Source organism: Photobacterium sp. DNB23_23_1, assembly GCF_052873815.1.
The window spans coordinates 61,228-77,652 of record NZ_JBNNXT010000016.1 but is presented as its reverse complement, the minus strand read 5'-3'; the positions used below and the strand labels follow the sequence as shown (position 1 = coordinate 77,652).

Here is a 16,425-nt window from a genome sequence, read left to right as displayed (position 1 = left end):
GTTCCTCTAAAACATAAACATGGAACCGGTCGATTCCATCTGCATCATGGTTTGCTGCATTGCGGTGTATTGGCGCAAGTAGCGGTTGTAGGTTTTTTCCATGCGGTAATCGAGTTGCTCTTTTTTGTCGTCAACTCGGTCAATATTGCCCTGCAAGGTATCTTGACGCCCCTTAAGCAGGTTATTACCTGAATTCACCGAACCGGTGTAAGGCTCAATCGCACTTTCCAGCGACGTCATCACACCGTTATCGCCAAAGAAAATGGCATCGATTTTTTCAGGGGTTTCAGTAAGCGCTTGTTCAAATCGCTCGCTATCAATTTTCAACGTGCCATCACGGTTGGCTTCAATACCGATGCTATATAGGCTGCCTTCATCGAACTGGCCACGCGTCAGGTTATTAAGCATATTCTTGAGGCTGCGGGCGGTTGAATCACTGGCAAGGGCACCCGCTCTAGTGATTTTTACGCTATCCTCATCGTCGTCATCACCATCATCATTTTCGATTTGGTAATCGGTCATGGTGTGCTTAAGGATGGTGTTCATCAGCGCGTTGTAAGCATCAACGAACTCTTCAACCGCTTCTGTTGATGCTTCCGTGTCACCACCAATAACCAGAGTCAGGGGCTTCTCGCCTGGCTCATGCGCTTTGGTTAGATCAAGCGACACGCCATAAATCGCATCATCAATGGTGTTTGAGCTATTACGGATTTCAAGGCCGTCTTCTCCGCCCAGCATCACAATGGCATCTTGGGCTTCGGTCAGGGTTTGAGGCGGGTAGAAGTAGTCACCTAAACTGTTATCAAATGACAAGCTAAAGCTGTTTTCCTCACCGGTTTCACTGCTGCTGAGGATCAAGCTCACTTCATCGCCAGAGCGCACCACAGAGGCAGTAACGCCCTCATCAAACTCGTCGATGTAATCAGCCAAGTCTGTTACTGTTTTATCGCCATCTTTGTTGAACTCTTCGAAGTCAATGACAAGTGGCTCATCACTCCCCGCAATGTCGATAGTCACGACCCCTTCCGTTGGTAGGTCATCCCCTTTTAGCGTGATAGCTTCCTGCTTAGCCTGAGCCAGTTGCTTAACAAACAGATCGTAACTACCGTGACGGGCACCACCGCCTGCCGTTGCATTGATATACCCTTCATCACTGGCCGTAGCGCTGTTTTTGACAAAGCTGTTATCCGCCGTATTCATTTTATCCAGTGCTGATGAAAAGCTACTGAAAGCGGAATCAATATCTTTCCACGCATCTAATTGCGTTTGGTACATTGACTGTTGGTTAGCATATTGGATATCAAATGGCTGACGCTGGATCATCACCATCTGCATTGCTAAAGAAGCAGGGTCCATCATTGACATTGCGTTTCTCCTCACTCAGCCAGAAGTCGCTAATTTCACTTAAAAAAACGTCTACAGCAGAAGCCGTAAAGCAAGAACCATTCCAACTTTAAATTAAGTAAAATAACGCTATTTATGACCGAATTTGATTATTTTTAAGTCTATTTAGCCAAACTAATAAATATGTAATTTCATTCTTTATGAATAAGCGGAAGTTTTATTTCCGCCTGCGGAAATATATTTATTCCGCCCAATAAAGTTGAAGTTGCTATCAATATAAGGCGACAAAAAAACGGAATGTCTTAATGGCTTAAACGGCATTTAACGGTGCTAAACAAGGAGCGGAGAAAAGGTAAAAAAACCGAAGAAAAAAGAGCTCCCCAAAAGCCCACTTTTAGAGCATGCCCTGCAACATTGCCAGCTTGACGACACGCCCAATTAAACGCACAAATCCGCCCCCATACATCACCACTACAGAAATATTTAATAACAGAATTATCAGTGAGCAATTTCAAAGTTTGAGCGCTATACACGCATTAAGAAAACAGAATAAAAGCAGGCAGGGATGGCAACGAGGATAGGCACCCCGCTTCACACCTGCTTTGCGCCATGTTGCACACCCACTATTTCTACCTATGTCGCAATATACGAAAATGTAATCATATATTTCACATAAGAAAAGATGATTAAGCTTTCTATGGCTATCAGTTTTTCTTATCATGGCAATGCCTGCACTTTAGGCATATGGCTTGATAGGGACATTCAAGTTAGAAGCGGTTAACGCCGACGGAAAGGATGTGTAGCACTTGGGGTAAGCATGAGTAACGTAGATTCCAGCAATAATCAGCTGTTTTCGCCGAAGGAAATGATGGCGGAAGCGGAAAAGTTCGCGCTAAGCAAAGCAAAGAAAACCAGCGGTATGACACTGGGGTTGGCTATTATGGCAGGGGCGTTTATTGGCCTTGCTTTCGTATTTTACATCACGGTTACTACTGGCAGCGCGACGACCGGATGGGGTCTCAGCCGCTTAGTCGGCGGTATGGTGTTCAGCATGGGGCTGATATTGATTGTCCTATGTGGTGGTGAGCTGTTTACCAGTTCGGTACTGTCTAGCATTTCTTGGGCCAACCGCCAGATCACACTAAGAAAGATGCTCTCCCTGTGGGCCAAGGTGTATATCGGCAACTTCATCGGTGCCATGTTTATGCTGCTGCTGATCAGCGCTGCCGGTATGTTCATGCTCAACAACGGCCAGTGGGGCATGAATGCCCTCAATATCGCCCAGCATAAACTCCATCACACCCCAATACAGGCTTTCTCATTAGGCGTGCTGTGTAACCTGCTTGTTTGCTTGGCTATTTGGATGACCTTCAGCTCAGCCAACGCCTTAAGCAAAGCCATGATCATGGTGCTGCCGGTTTCTATGTTTGTCTCAAGCGGCTTCGAGCACTCAGTCGCCAATATGTTTATGGTGCCGCTGGGTATCACCATCCAGAACTTTGCGCCCGAGCAATTCTGGCAAATGATCTCTGCCAGCCCAGAGCAATACAGCGATCTGAATATCCCAACCTTCCTAATGGCCAATTTGCTGCCGGTGACACTGGGCAATATTGTCGGCGGTGCGGTATTAGTGGGCCTGACTAACTGGTGTATTTTCCGCCGCCCAGAGCTCAAGGCTGCAAACATCCGTGCTATTACCCAGAGCTTAGACATCGCATCAGTCAAGGAGGCCGATATGCTGTCACACCTAACCATTAAAGACATCACCGACCCACAACCACTTACCCTATCGGCCGAGATGCTGATCCCTACCGCTATCGACATGATGACCACCGCCAATGTCTCAGGCGCACCGGTTTGTGATATCCAAGGCCGTTTAGTCGGGTTCTTGTCGATGTACGATGTAATGAAAGAGTTGTGGTACCGCGACTACCAGCCAAACCAAGAGACTAAGGTGGTCGACTTGATGAAGCAAGATGTTATTGCTGTTAATACCAAAGACCGCCTGGTCGATGTGGTCGAGTTTCTGTGTATCGATAAAGAGCAGCTTTACCCCACCTCGGCAATGGGGATCGCCACCAGCACCACAGCCCTTTCATTGGAAGATCGGGTAAAAGCGCTGCAAGTGAGCAAGCCTCGTATCCTGCCTGTGCTGGATAACGGCCAGTTTGTTGGCACGGTCACCCGTGAGGGTGTAATGGCTGAGCTACGAAATGTCTACCAAAACGGCGCAACTCAAGAAGTCTCACGATTGGAAGCGGTTTAATAAAAACTGACCATAGATAATATACCAATACAAAAAAACCGCAGTCTAGACTGCGGTTTTTTATTAGCTGGAATAATGCCAATCTGGATAAGTAGTTGATCAAGTATTTGCACTGGAAAAATCGTTGTTATCAAGGCAGATATCGCAGTAACTAGTGGCTCTAATTACAAAATATCTAACGCAGAAAACAGCGATTTTAACCTGCAAGACTGGTCAATTATTTATGTAGGTTGGTATACCTATTTCGAGGTTATTTAACCCCGTAATGGGTCGATTGCTGAACTCTCGGCGAGCAAGTTGACTTGGGTGTATACACACCACACAATGTCTTTTCACTGCCACAGAATTAAATTCAATAACCGTTTATCCAATTCGGCACTCTATGACTGGCAATATTCAAGAATATTGACGGGTAGCATTATTGCCATTTATTAACGATACCGTTTGGCTATGTATCAATAACAAATATGACGCCCTTATTCTGAGTACGAAAAAAGCCGCAGCGGGGGCTGCGGCTTTTGATTAATTGGAGTGGTTCGATTGCGCTTTATATACCTGGTATTGAGGCGAGGGCTTATTAGCCTACTAGGCTCATTACCATGCCAGACATGCCGTTCGCCTGAGAAAGCATAGACATGCTCATCTGCGTTAGCATCTGGTTCTTCATCATGTTTGAAGATTCAACCGCGTAGTCAGTATCCATGATACGGCCTTTCGCCATTTCAGTGTTCTCTTGCATGTTACCAAGGTTAACAATGGTGTGGTCCAGACGGTTGATGTTCGCACCTAGCTCAGAGCGGATTGCACCCATGCCTACAACATCAGTGGTTGTATCGTCAGCATTAGTGATAGTGCCGCCGTTAATAAGACGGTCTACAGCATCCATAGCTTGAGCAGCACCTGAAGGTTCTTGCGCTTCAGCTAGAGCTACATCGAAAGCAGCTTCGTTTGCCGCTTGGAAAGCAGTGTCGGTACGATCTCCTCCGCTAAGTGCAGTCCAAGCAGCTTCATCCCCCTGGTAACCACCAGCTTGAGCTTGTTCGAAACTAGCTGTCCAATTTGCTTCATCTGCCTCAGCATAATTAGTGTGGCCTTCTAGGTCCCCTACAGGTCCAGCGCCTAGATCAAGTCCTTTAAGATCACCAATCGTATCGCGTACATCAGAAAGAGAGCTAGCAATGTTGATAGTCAGTGTTTCGTTAGTGGTTGCACCAATTTGGAATGTGATGTCTTGGTCAAACAGACCACCTTCACCAAACAGGTTGTTACCTGAACCGTATTGCGTGTTGTCGATAACGCTTTCTAGCTCGTTTACCAATTCGTTCCACTCTGATTGCATCGCGTCGTGCTCTGATTCAGAGTTAGTGCCGTTCGCTGCTTGAGTGGCTAGGTCTTTCATACGGTGACCGATGTTGGTCATCTCGTCGAATGCACCTTCAGCGGTTTGCAACATAGAAATCGCATCTTGAGAGTTACGCTGAGCAACACCTAGACCGTTAACCTGAGATTGTAGGCGAGTGGCAATCTGTAGGCCCGCCGCATCGTCAGACGCTGAGTTGATGCGGAAACCAGTAGAGATGCGCTGCATCGCCTGATCCATTGCGCCCGATGTTTTGTTCAGGTTGTTCTGAGTAATTAGAGATGTGTAGTTAGTGTGCATCGATAGCATGTTAGTGCCCTCTGTTTAATATTCGATATAGTGTCTACACCTCTATAAAACGACACCTATCCCTGCTGCTTAAACCGACTTTTGCCAATTTTTTTATTTTTTTTCGCCAACGACGAAAATAAATTTTTCTTAAATATAAATTTTAAAATTGGCTATTGGCTATTGGCTATTGGCTATTGGCTATTGGCTATTGGCTAGAATGAATTAATTTTCTTATGGGGGAATTACAGAGAGTAACGAGATAAAGAAAAGTAAGAAGTAAGAAGTAAGAAGTAAGAAGTAAGAAGTAAGAAGTAAGAAGTAAGAAGTAAGAAGTAAGAAGTAAGAAAGATTAAAACAGCCAGTAGCAAAAAGAAAATACCATGACCGAGATAATGAAGCCGGTGCGCAGCCACACTTTGAGGGAGATAGCAGAACCCGCGGCAGAACCGTCTTTGCCGCTATTACCATAGGGGGTCCACAACAATTGCAGCGGTTCGTTATGCAAAAAACCTTTGGCAACCAAGCGCCAACCTTGATCAACGGTTGGCAACAACGCCAATGATAACGCTGGCGGCAAGGTGGAGTTAAGCAGTTGCGGTTCTGTTTGATTACCGCCGACTTGCCAGCGAATAGTGTGGGTTTGGCCTTCTAGCTGCAAACGTAATTGTAACTCCCCTTCCCCACCGGCTAAGCGGAAACTCGGCGATTGCAGTGTTTGCGCGCTATAAGCTTGGGGTTGCCCCAATGACATGCCTGATAAGTTGGCCAGCATACGGACAACCTGCCACTGGGCTTGTGGCAAGGGTTGAGGTGTCGAAGAGTGGGTATTGGCGGTGCTGGCACCTAGCTTGGCGCCCTGTTGCGGCGGCGTGAATTGTTCCGCTTTCAACTGCTGGGGTTCAATTCGCAGTAATTTATTAATCGCCGCAGAGATAGGTGACAGCATGGTGAACCCTCGATATCAGCTTGCCACGCGTTGTTGGTGGTCACGAGTGGCAACATTTAATTTTACTGGCTAAGTGATTAATCGCTTAGCTATTTTACCGGCTTAGCAAAGATACCACGGTTTGACGGTGGACATTGGCTTGGACCTTCAAGTTTTGGAAGGCCGAACTAAAGTTATCCCCGCTTGGCAGTATGTGGGATAAATCCGCTTCTGCGCTGTCCAGTACCTTGTCACTTAAATAACGGTTACGCTGGTTGATCGTATCAATCCGCTGCATGACATCTTGGTTATGAGTGCGAAGCTCTTGAATACTGGATTTGATTTGCTTCATCATCTGCTGGGTTTGTACCAACGTCTGACGCAGCTGATCTTTATCGGTCTGCCAGGTTTGCGGCTCAAATCGAGCTTCGGTGGTTTCCAGTTTGACTCGATTTGGCTGGCCTGCCGGGAAACGGTCGCCCTGACCGACTACCCGCATTTTTTGCGACAAGTGCTGCCAGTCCGCTTCATTGGCCGAGAACACCAATTGGCGCTGCTTGTTGAGTGATACCCCGATACCATGCTCGTTAAGTGCTTGGCGAAACTGCATGGCCTGCTGCTCTGGCGTCGCATTGGCCGCCAATTTAACCGGCACCGCATTGGCACCGCCTTTGGCAAGATTGAAAATGACCGTTTCATCACGCGGACTGCTGCGTTTGGTATCCAGCCCTTTGATTTGGAAGGACGTACGCGGCTCACCATGGAACACGGGCTTGAGCTGACGGCTCAGCACAGGCTGATCTTTATACGTCGCCTGCTGCAGGCGCTGTTCCATCCGACTGGCTAACTGCTCAATGTCAGCAGTGATTTTTGGCGAAGCGCTACCGGCTCGCATGGCAAACTCTACCCGCTTACCCAGTTGGGCTAGGTTTTGGCCAATGTCACTAAGGCTAGACTCCGCCACACGGGAAGCGGCGACTTTATGCTGAGCACGCTGGATCAAGCTGTGCTGGCGGGTGTGTTCAGGGGTAAGGGTTTGCGACAGGCGCAATGGATCCGGCTGCTTGTTATCAGGTACTGCGGCCGTTTTAGTGGCTGGCCTTGCAATTACCTGTTGCTGGCGACTGGCACCGGCCGCTGCCGAGCGAAGATCATTTACCTGAGAAACCATGTGTTTTCCATCAATCAAAAAATGCCCTGCCGAGATCACCGGCAGGGCAACTATTACATAATACTAAACAAAGACAAGCTAGCTGTTTTGGCATAGGTCGACTGGGTTGCCTGCAGTGCCAACAGGTAGTTGTTATATTGCACCATGGCATCGGCGTAATCGAGATCTTCCAGTTGCCCGATCAAGTCATTGTTAAATAGCTCAACTTCACTGTGACCATCTTGCATCGTGGTCAAGGCATTCTGGCGGCTACCTAAACTGGTCACCGTACCCGACACTGACAGCAAGGTATCATCAAGCACATCGAGGCTACGGCCAATAATCTCACTGCCTTCAAAGTCAAAATCAGGGTCGCGCAACGCATCAACCAGCTCATCTAACTGATTAAAGATATCCATCCCGCCCGAGAAGAACATATCCTCAGCATTGACGTTAAGCTGAATCGTTACGCCATCGCCAACCACCACTTCACGGATACCGGTGTCACCTTGGTAAGTCCAGTTGCCCTCTTCATCTTTCACCAACGGCTGGGTATTCACCTCATTACCCGAGAAGATGTACTTACCGTTTTCATCTTTCGAGTTAACCAAGCTCACCAAGCTGTCTTGCAAGTGCTCAAGTTCGTTAGCCATTGCGGCCAGTTCATCAGGTCCGTTAGCACCGTTACCGGCCCATAGCATCAAATCACGGACTTGATGCAAGACATCGGTTGCACTGCTCAGATACGTTTCTTGTTTCTTCAGCGCGATATCGGCCTGCTCGATGTTACCCTGATATTGGCTAATCGCAGCCTGCTCACGCTTGAGGTTCATCACCCGCGTCGAGGCCATTGGATCATCAGATGGAACCAGCAACCGCTTGCCGGTTGCCATTTGCTGCATGATCTTATTGATGCCCAAGGAGTTCTGGCTCAGGCTGCCAGACATCATCTGGCTATATTGATTAGTACTTACACGCATGGCGGTGTCCTTAGAATAGCTGCATGATTGACGCGAACATTTGATTCGATGCGCTAATCACCTGCATGTTGGCTTGGTAAGCTTGCTGGTACATCATCAGGCTGACTGCTTCTTCGTCAAGGTTAACCCCGCTGGTTGCCGATTTCTCAATCGTTGCCTGAAGGTAAATATTACTGGCCGCATCGTGATCCGATTGCGCCTGACGGCTTTTCACTGCGATATCACCCAGCAGAGAATTAAACGCGCTGCCTAAGGTTTGCGAGCCCAGATCACCAATCTCAAACTCTTGGTCTTTAATCTCGATCAGTTTCAACAGATTGTCGGTATTACCTGGGGTACCGTCACCCGACAGGGCCAAGTCTTCTGGTTTGAAATCCGGATTGATAGACAGCGTTGACGCTGGATTTTCCGGATCAAAAACAAACAAGGGTTTACCCGGCTCACCGTTTAAGTCAAAACCTTCGGCCAGTTGGTCGTTAAAGGCTTGGGCAAACTCAAAGGCGATGTCATTGATCGCTTCCTGAGTTGGGATCAGCACATCTTTTTCATATGCCGACAGTGCCCCCAGCTTGCCGCCGATGTCGTCATCTAGCGGGAAGCTTTGGCCATTGAGCGATAACGACAGCACATCGCTGCGCGGATTATTCGGATCCGATTCCAAGCTAAATTGAGCAACCTGACTCCCCATCACCAATGGCTGGCCGTTAGGCAGTGCAATATTCAGCGTGCCGTCACCGGCATCGGTAATACGGACATCCACAATTTCTGACAGCTCGGCAATCAACACATCACGCTCATCCTGAAGCGCTGAGGTATTGGCACCCGTGGCATCACCTTTGCGGATCTCGTCGTTGAGCTTGCTGATATTAGAAAGCAAACTGTTCGCTTGCGAAACCCCGCTGCTGCGCTGCTGTGATAAATCACTGTACTGACCATCCAGCGAGCTGCTCAATTGATTAAAGCGGTTACCCAAGGCTTCCGCCTCACTGATGATCAACGAGCGATGAGCCGAACCGTAAGGCGAGACACTGGCACCGTTTAGCGCCGAGAAAAAGCTGTCGAAGCCTTGGCTCAAGTCCATCGAATCGCCAGACAGCAAGGTTTCCAAGCGCTTAAGCTGCTGGGCTGATGTCGACGCTTCACCCAGCATAGAACCTGCACGGAAGATCTGGTTGGTTTGGTACTGGTCGGTCACTCGACGAATGGCACTGACCGACACACCGTTACCCGCATCTTTCATGCTCATGCTGGTTGAGCCAATCGCCGACAGGTGTACTTGCTGGCGGCTGTAGCCCGGGGTGTTGATGTTAGCAACGTTCTGGGCCGTCACATTCATGCCCACTTGGCTTGCCTGTAGTCCAGACAAGCCGATATTCATCAAACTCATACGTTAGAGCCCTCACGGTTAAAATGCAGCAAAGACTGGCTAAATGCGCTGCCCGCGATCGGACCTTGCTCTGCCTTACTTGACGTTAAAGCGACCTCATCGTTAGCTTCCTTAAACGCCGACTCACCGCCCAGTTGACGGACAATCACTTCCGCCAAACCAAGCTGGCTTTTTGACATTTCGATAGCCACCTGACCATCAAAAAACTCCTGATAGGTCTTGTGCTCACGGCTTCCGAACAAAGCATTGTCATCATCGGTATTGAGTGCCTCGCTCGCTTTACGCATCTGCTTGAGTACCATCTGTAAAAACAGCGATTCAAATTGCTCCGCTACCGTTTGAATCGCCTGCTGCGTGTCATCCGTGCTTTTTAGATCAGCCAACTGACGACTGTCGAATGTGGTTATCGTTCCCATCGAAGAGTTTGCCGCAATGCGGCTGGTCGCCATTGGCTGCAACGCCATGGTATTTACCGGTAAAACAGTTACTGTCATTCTCTGTCCTTAAATCACAACCAGTTCAGCATCCAATGCACCCGAAGAGTGCAGCGCCTGAAGGATGGCGATCAAGTCATCGGGAGAAGCACCGAGGCTATTGACGGCTGAAACGATGGTTTCCAGCTCTACGCCCTCCGGCCAGATGAACATTGGATTACGTTCGTGGTTGATATCAATTTCGCTATCCGGGGTCACGACCGTGTTGCCACCGCCAAACGCATTAGGTTGGCTAACATTGAACGACTCGGCAATGGTCACCGTCAGACTGCCGTGACTCACGGCTGCCCGGCCAATACGCACGCCATTACCGACCACGACAGTACCGGTGCGGCTGTTAAACACCACTCGCGCTCGCTGACGGCCAATATCGACGGTCATATCTTCCAACATCGACATGAAGATCACCCGCTGTTCAAAATCCTGCGGCGCAGAAACTTCGACCCGAGCATTGCTCAATGCCATCGCTGTATCCGGACCAAAGACCTCGTCAATTTGACGAGAGATATTACGCGCGGTCGTGAAGTTAGGACGTAGCAAATTCAATGTGACTTTAGGTTGGGAAGTGAAATCGGATGGGATTTCCTCTTCGATTATCGCCCCACCTGGAATGCGACCAGTGGTTGGCACGTTAACCGTAATGCTTGAACCGGAGCGGCCCTCGGCTTTGACCCCCGCCACCACCAAGCTCCCTTGGGCAACCGCATAGATCTGGCCATCAATCGCACGCAGTGGTGTCATCACCAAGCTGCCGCCGCGCAGGCTTTTGGCATCACCGATAGACGATACCGTTACATCAATGGTTTGCCCCGGTCCGGCCAATGGTGGAATAGAAGCGTGAACACTGACCGCTGCCACGTTACGCAGCTTCGGGTCAATTTTTTCAGGTAGTTGCAAACCAAACTGGCGCAACATATTCGTGACCGACTGACTAGTGAATTTTACCTGATTACGATCGCCTGTCCCATCAAGACCGACCACTAGGCCATAGCCAATTAACTGATTTTCTCGCAGCCCTTGGATATCCACCAAATCAATCAAATGGCGCTCGTTGGTTGCAGCATTGGCGGCATCAACAAACAGGAAAGGCACGACCAGCACAGTCAATAAAATGATAAGTTGCTTAAACATAATGCCTCTTAGATTGGGAACAACGGATTAACAAACAGCTTGGTCAACCAGCCTGCGTCATTGGCATCGGCCAATACACCGCTTTGGGAATAGGTAATACGTGCATCACCCACGCGCTGAGAGGAAATTTGGTTTCCGTTGTCGATATCATCCCCCCGCACCAAGCCATCAAGGCGGATAAACTCGTCGCCTTGGTTAAGGCGGATCCACTTCTCCCCTTTAATCCGCAGCACTCCGTTAGGCAGCACTTCGTGCACCATCACCGTAATGGAGCCACTCAAAGAGTTACGCTGCGAGCTGGCTGAACTGCCGCGAAAATCCCGATTACCGGAAAGATCACCACTGGCACTGCCACTGCTAGAGCCGGTCGCAAAACTACCCACCAAGCCACCGCTGGCATTTTTGCCAAAGTTGGTATTGGCCTGCTTGCTCGAGCGGGTATCTTCATCCAGCGATACCGTCAGCATATCGCCAACACGGTAGGCACGGCGATCCTGAAACAGGGTCCACATATACCCATCACGGTAGACCGAGCCACTACGGGCATCCGGCAGCGAGTAATCCAGCATCGGGGGGGCGTAATCCAAATCATCCGGAGCTGGACGCTCATCCATCAACGAGGGAGTAGATGAACAACCAGCCAGAAGCATGGCGGCCAGCCATGCTCCAAGACGCCTAACGGTTTTAACCTTCGTCAGTCTTGCCATGGCTTACAGTACCTGAGAAATGTACTGCAACATCTCATCCGATGAAGACAGTGCCTTGGCATTCATCTCATAGCCGCGTTGGGTCGTGATCATATCCACCATCTCCTCGACCACCTGAACATTAGAACCTTCCAACACCCCTTGCTTTAGCTGCCCGAATGCCCCTTCGCCGGCAATACCGTCAATCACATCACCGCTCGATGCAGTGGCACGGAACAGGTTACCGCCAAGTGCCTCAAGGCCAGCTGGATTGATGAAGTTAGCCAAGGTGATCTGGCCAATTTCCTGTGGCATATCGTCATTGGCAATCTTGGCTGTAACAATACCGTCAGTACCAATGGTAAGGGTTTCTGCACCTTCAGGAACTTGGATTTGCTGGGCCAGCGGCAAGCCCTGAGTATTGACCAGCAAACCGTCAGAGTTCATGTGAAACTGGCCGTTACGAGTAAATGCCTGCTCACCATCCGGCGTTTCGAGCTCAAAGAAACCTTGACCATCAATAGCCACATCCAGGCTTTGGTTGGTCGTTTGGTACATCCCTTCGGTGAAGACCTTTTGAGTACCAACAACACGCACACCCGAACCAAGTTGAATGCCGGTCGGCAATTCATTGACTTCATCAGCCATGGCACCCGGCTGGCGCTGGATTTGATAGAACAGATCTTCAAACGCCACGCGGTCGCGCTTGTAACCGACAGTATTGACGTTGGCGAGGTTGTTGGAAATGGTCGCCATTTTCGTATCTTGGGCGGCCAAGCCAGTTTTACTGATCCATAGTGCTGCGTTCATCTCTTATCCTTTACGCTCTGATCAGGCGGTTGCCTGCTTCTGCAATTTTTTCTGCGGTTTGCATCATCTTTAGCTGCATTTCAAAGTTACGGCTCAGTTGCATGGATGCCACCATTTCTTCTACGGCCACAACGTTACTTTGCTCAAGAAAGCCCGATACCATCATTACGGTTTCGTCATCGTTTAGCGGCTGGCGATCATTGGTCGCAAATAAGCCGTTTTCCAGCTTACCCAAGTCCTGCACCGGCGGATTCACCAACTTCAGGCGTCCTACTTCAACCGCCAACACCTCACCTTCCGGCACGATATTGACCAACCCGTTGTCACCAAATTCGATGCTGCTGTAGAGCGGGACGTTCATCACATCGCCACCGTCAGCCAGTACAGGCAAACCACCAATCATAAGATCACCGTTTTCGGTGCGCTCAATCGCCCCTGAACGGGTATAGGCTTCATCGCCTTCTGGCAACTGGACGGTAAAAAAGCCGTCACCGCGGATAGCCAAATCCAGTTCGCGGCCCGTGGTTTGTAGCTCCGCGGCATCAAAACGGGTACCCGCCGACTGGGCTTCAACCAGCGTACGGCTGTCAAAGCCGCTGCCCTGTACGGCAAACGCCTGTGCTCGCTCCATATCGGCACGGAAACCATGGGTATTGATATTGGCTAGGTTATTGGCCCGAACCTGCTGGGCGTTAAATATCCGCCCAGCCCCGCTTGCCGCGGTATAAATCAAACGATCCACACTACCGCCCTTACATGTTGAACAGCACTTGGGTAAGCTGCTGCTGGGTTGATAGTGACTGGGCATTGGCCTGGTAGTTACGCTGCGCCGTCATTAGGCCCACCAGCTCACCGGTTAGATCAACGTTTGATTCTTCAATGTAACCTGAGTACAACCCGCCTAAAGTGCCCGTACCCGGAACGCCGATCAGTGGCTGACCCGAAGCTTGTGTCGCCGACCAACCGGTATTGCCCACCTGCATCAAACCGCCGGTATTAGGGAAGTCTGCCAATACGATTTGGCCCTGCATCATCTGCTCACCGTTGCTGTAGTTGGCAAATACCATACCGCTGTCATCGATAGTGATACCGGTCAGTTCACCAGCGGTATGACCATTGCTGCGGTTAGTCGATACCGCGAATTCACTGCCATACTGGGTAGTACCTGACATAGAAAGAGCAATGTTCATCTCTGCCGCACCTTCCGGGGCAAAAGAAAGGCTAATGTTGCCCGTTGGCTCGACCAGCTTACCGCTCTCATCGAATTCCAATGCCTGACCGCTTTCGTCCTCCATCACTTCGCCATTCATGGCGTAATGCACTTCCCACTCGTTATCGCCAGTTTTAACAAAGTACTGGGTCAAGGTGTGCTCATTGCCCAATGAGTCATAAACCGTTGTCGTGTACGAAGAGTTGAAGCTATCGCTGTCTTCCGGATCAAACGGAATACGATCACCGTTCTCATCAACAATCTCTGAGGCGCCAGCATCCAAGTTCGCGCCAAAATCAACACGATCCGTGGCTTTAGCCGCAACCGAACCGGTCGAAACCTGAATATCACCAACAGAACCGGTTTGAAGGTTACCGCTGCTGTCTGTGGTGTAGCCTTGCAAACGCAGACCGGCACTGTTAACTAGGAAGTTGTCTTTATCTTGCTGAAACATGCCAGCACGGCTATAGGTGTAGGCACCATCTTCGCCCTGCAGAACAAACATGCCATTGCCGCCAATCGCCAAGTCGGTGGTGCGCCCCGTCATATTGAAGGCGCCATCGTTGAATGACTGGGACAGGCTCGCCAGTTCAACACCACCACCCATGCCACCGTTCATCAGTGCCGAGAATTCCGCGCGAGATGATTTGAAGCCAACGGTGGATACGTTAGCGATGTTGTTACTGATCGTGTTCAATTCCTGAGAGGTGGTATTCAAACCACTCATTGCAATGTTAAAGCTCATTATTATTTCTCTTCTAACCTAGATATTTGAAAACCGCTCTATCGGCGGCCTGCCAACGTAAATAAAGGGGTCGGTTCCGGAGACTGAGAATCAGAACCTTGTGTATCGCCGTACTGGTTAACATTGTAAAACGGCACATAGCCCACGCCAGAGATCAAGAACTCTGGTGAACCGCCGCCCGGTGGAATACGCATTTTCTCGATGGTGCCCGCAATCATGACATCCGGCTTGTAGTCGCTGTCATTGGTCACCACAGTAAGATCGTATTGGCCATCTTTAAGGCCCAGTGTTTCTGGGTCGATAACAAAGGCCACTTCACCTTCACTGTTAGCCCCAAGTTCAATCGTTTCTACCAATTCACCGGCATCGTTGCGGATTTCGACCTTGAGATCGTCAACGGTACTATCGAGATCAATCACCGCACTCAAAGACTCGCCATCAAGATCCAAGGTATCGGTCGTCACACGCACATCCTGACCCACCATACCGGCGGTGGTCAGCACCTGAATGTTGTCGAGCAGCACCATCTGGTTGACGACGGTGCTGTTCATGTTCTGCATGGTTTCCACCTGGGTCATTTGCGCCAACTGGCTCATGAACTGAGTTGTATCCAATGGGTCAAGCGGTGTCTGGTTTTGGATCTGCGCAATCATCAGAGTGAGGAAGGTATTATCCTGCCCACCATTGCTAGCGATTGGATCCTGGCCACTGGTGGTTGTGGTGCCATTGCTACTAGTAACGTAGGGAGTGCTCATCGGGGTATCCTTACTGACCTAATTTCAACAGGCCTTGCTGCATGCTGCGCGCACGACCAAGGACATCAACACTGGTTTCAAAACTGCGTGATGCTGACATCATGTCGGCCATTTCCGATACCACATCCACATTGGGATAAAACACATAGCCATCAGCATCAGCAATTGGGTTGCCCGGTTCATATCGACGAGCCAGCTCACCTTCAACGGGCACCACATCCAGAACTTGCACCCGGGCACCAGCACTCTGATTTGCCTGAAACTGGCTATTTTCATACACCGTCGAGAACACCGGCTTACGGCTACGGTATGTTCCCGCCTCGGTGGTTGATCCCGCGTCGGCATTGGCCAAATTACTGGCAATAGTATTGAGACGCAGGGTTTGCGCTGTCATTGAAGAGCCGGCAATTTGGTAAATTTCACTAAATGACATACTGGATTACTGTCCTTGAATAGCTGTCGCCAGCCCTTGAAATTTCATGTTCAAAAAAGTCAGGCTGGTTTCGAAGTCCATGGCATTTTGAGCGTACTGCGCCTGCTCAACCCCAAGTTCTACAGTGTTGCCATCCATCGTGTTGTTATAAGGGTTACGGTATTGCAATGCTGGCGTTGTTTGCGCCGCTACCTGGCCACTGCGGCTTTGCTGTTGCGCCTCGACAGAAGCGATTGCAGCCTGAAAATCAAAATCTCGCGCTTTGAACCCCGGTGTATCGACATTTGCCAAGTTACCGGCCAACACCTTGGCACGCTCGGTACGAAGGTTTAAAGTGTGCGGGTGAATCCCGAGGGCTTTGTCAAAGTTGATTCCCATTTGGTGTCCTTTAAGTGCAAGAAATCATAAACTTGCCAAGTACAAACAAAATGCATGCCAACTTTTCAAGCGCTTGATTA

16 protein-coding genes are annotated in these 16,425 nt (G+C 49.6%); 1 reads left to right on the top strand and 15 read right to left on the bottom strand.

Going from position 1 to position 16,425, the window contains the following annotated elements:
• Nucleotides 1-6: 6 nt before the first annotated feature.
• Nucleotides 7-1,365: a flagellar filament capping protein FliD gene (fliD, locus tag ACVA53_RS12285; RefSeq protein WP_446505262.1), complete on the bottom strand. Its 1,359-nt coding sequence runs from the start codon at nucleotides 1,363-1,365 to the stop codon at nucleotides 7-9.
• Between the two features lie 796 nt (nucleotides 1,366-2,161).
• On the opposite strand from fliD, the gene focA reads away from it, so the two are divergent.
• Nucleotides 2,162-3,610: a formate transporter FocA gene (focA, locus tag ACVA53_RS12280; RefSeq protein ID WP_446505261.1), complete on the top strand. Its 1,449-nt coding sequence runs from the start codon at nucleotides 2,162-2,164 to the stop codon at nucleotides 3,608-3,610.
• A gap of 577 nt (nucleotides 3,611-4,187) precedes the next feature.
• On the opposite strand, the gene ACVA53_RS12275 is transcribed toward focA, so the two are convergent.
• The 14 genes from ACVA53_RS12275 to flgB form a co-directional block, all read right to left on the bottom strand.
• Nucleotides 4,188-5,279, bottom strand: coding sequence for a flagellin N-terminal helical domain-containing protein (locus ACVA53_RS12275; protein WP_446505260.1), 1,092 nt, complete (start codon nucleotides 5,277-5,279; stop codon nucleotides 4,188-4,190).
• Nucleotides 5,280-5,610: 331 nt separating this feature from the next.
• Nucleotides 5,611-6,207 carry a hypothetical protein gene (locus ACVA53_RS12270; RefSeq protein WP_446505259.1) on the bottom strand — a complete coding sequence of 199 codons (597 nt, stop codon included), beginning with the start codon at nucleotides 6,205-6,207 and terminating at the stop codon, nucleotides 5,611-5,613.
• Nucleotides 6,208-6,301: 94 nt separating this feature from the next.
• Complete coding sequence (locus tag ACVA53_RS12265; RefSeq protein ID WP_446505258.1) at nucleotides 6,302-7,357, bottom strand: hypothetical protein; 1,056 nt, start codon at nucleotides 7,355-7,357, stop codon at nucleotides 6,302-6,304.
• A 53-nt stretch (nucleotides 7,358-7,410) separates the two neighbouring features.
• A complete protein-coding gene (gene flgL, locus ACVA53_RS12260) occupies nucleotides 7,411-8,316 on the bottom strand; it encodes a flagellar hook-associated protein FlgL (protein WP_446505257.1) in 906 nt (301 codons plus the stop codon).
• 10 nt (nucleotides 8,317-8,326) lie between these two features.
• Nucleotides 8,327-9,703, bottom strand: coding sequence for a flagellar hook-associated protein FlgK (gene flgK / locus ACVA53_RS12255; RefSeq protein WP_446505256.1), 1,377 nt, complete (start codon nucleotides 9,701-9,703; stop codon nucleotides 8,327-8,329).
• Entirely contained in the window at nucleotides 9,700-10,197 is a 498-nt protein-coding gene (locus tag ACVA53_RS12250; protein ID WP_446505255.1) for a rod-binding protein, read from the bottom strand. The genes flgK and ACVA53_RS12250 overlap by 4 nt, the downstream gene beginning before the upstream one ends.
• Nucleotides 10,198-10,206: 9 nt before the next feature.
• Nucleotides 10,207-11,328, bottom strand: a complete 1,122-nt coding sequence (locus ACVA53_RS12245; RefSeq protein ID WP_446505254.1) for a flagellar basal body P-ring protein FlgI — start codon at nucleotides 11,326-11,328, stop codon at nucleotides 10,207-10,209.
• 8 nt (nucleotides 11,329-11,336) lie between these two features.
• Entirely contained in the window at nucleotides 11,337-12,035 is a 699-nt protein-coding gene (gene flgH, locus ACVA53_RS12240; RefSeq protein WP_255041032.1) for a flagellar basal body L-ring protein FlgH, read from the bottom strand.
• A 3-nt stretch (nucleotides 12,036-12,038) separates the two neighbouring features.
• Nucleotides 12,039-12,824 carry a flagellar basal-body rod protein FlgG gene (flgG, locus tag ACVA53_RS12235; RefSeq protein ID WP_446505253.1) on the bottom strand — a complete coding sequence of 262 codons (786 nt, stop codon included), beginning with the start codon at nucleotides 12,822-12,824 and terminating at the stop codon, nucleotides 12,039-12,041.
• Nucleotides 12,825-12,834: 10 nt separating this feature from the next.
• Nucleotides 12,835-13,566: a flagellar basal body rod protein FlgF gene (locus ACVA53_RS12230; RefSeq protein ID WP_446505252.1), complete on the bottom strand. Its 732-nt coding sequence runs from the start codon at nucleotides 13,564-13,566 to the stop codon at nucleotides 12,835-12,837.
• Nucleotides 13,567-13,576: 10 nt separating this feature from the next.
• Nucleotides 13,577-14,779 carry a flagellar hook protein FlgE gene (flgE, locus tag ACVA53_RS12225; protein ID WP_446505251.1) on the bottom strand — a complete coding sequence of 401 codons (1,203 nt, stop codon included), beginning with the start codon at nucleotides 14,777-14,779 and terminating at the stop codon, nucleotides 13,577-13,579.
• A gap of 38 nt (nucleotides 14,780-14,817) precedes the next feature.
• Nucleotides 14,818-15,534, bottom strand: coding sequence for a flagellar hook capping FlgD N-terminal domain-containing protein (locus tag ACVA53_RS12220; RefSeq protein WP_446505250.1), 717 nt, complete (start codon nucleotides 15,532-15,534; stop codon nucleotides 14,818-14,820).
• 10 nt (nucleotides 15,535-15,544) lie between these two features.
• Nucleotides 15,545-15,967: a flagellar basal body rod protein FlgC gene (gene flgC, locus ACVA53_RS12215; protein WP_446505249.1), complete on the bottom strand. Its 423-nt coding sequence runs from the start codon at nucleotides 15,965-15,967 to the stop codon at nucleotides 15,545-15,547.
• 6 nt (nucleotides 15,968-15,973) lie between these two features.
• Nucleotides 15,974-16,345: a flagellar basal body rod protein FlgB gene (gene flgB, locus ACVA53_RS12210; RefSeq protein ID WP_446505248.1), complete on the bottom strand. Its 372-nt coding sequence runs from the start codon at nucleotides 16,343-16,345 to the stop codon at nucleotides 15,974-15,976.
• Nucleotides 16,346-16,425 lie beyond the last annotated feature (80 nt).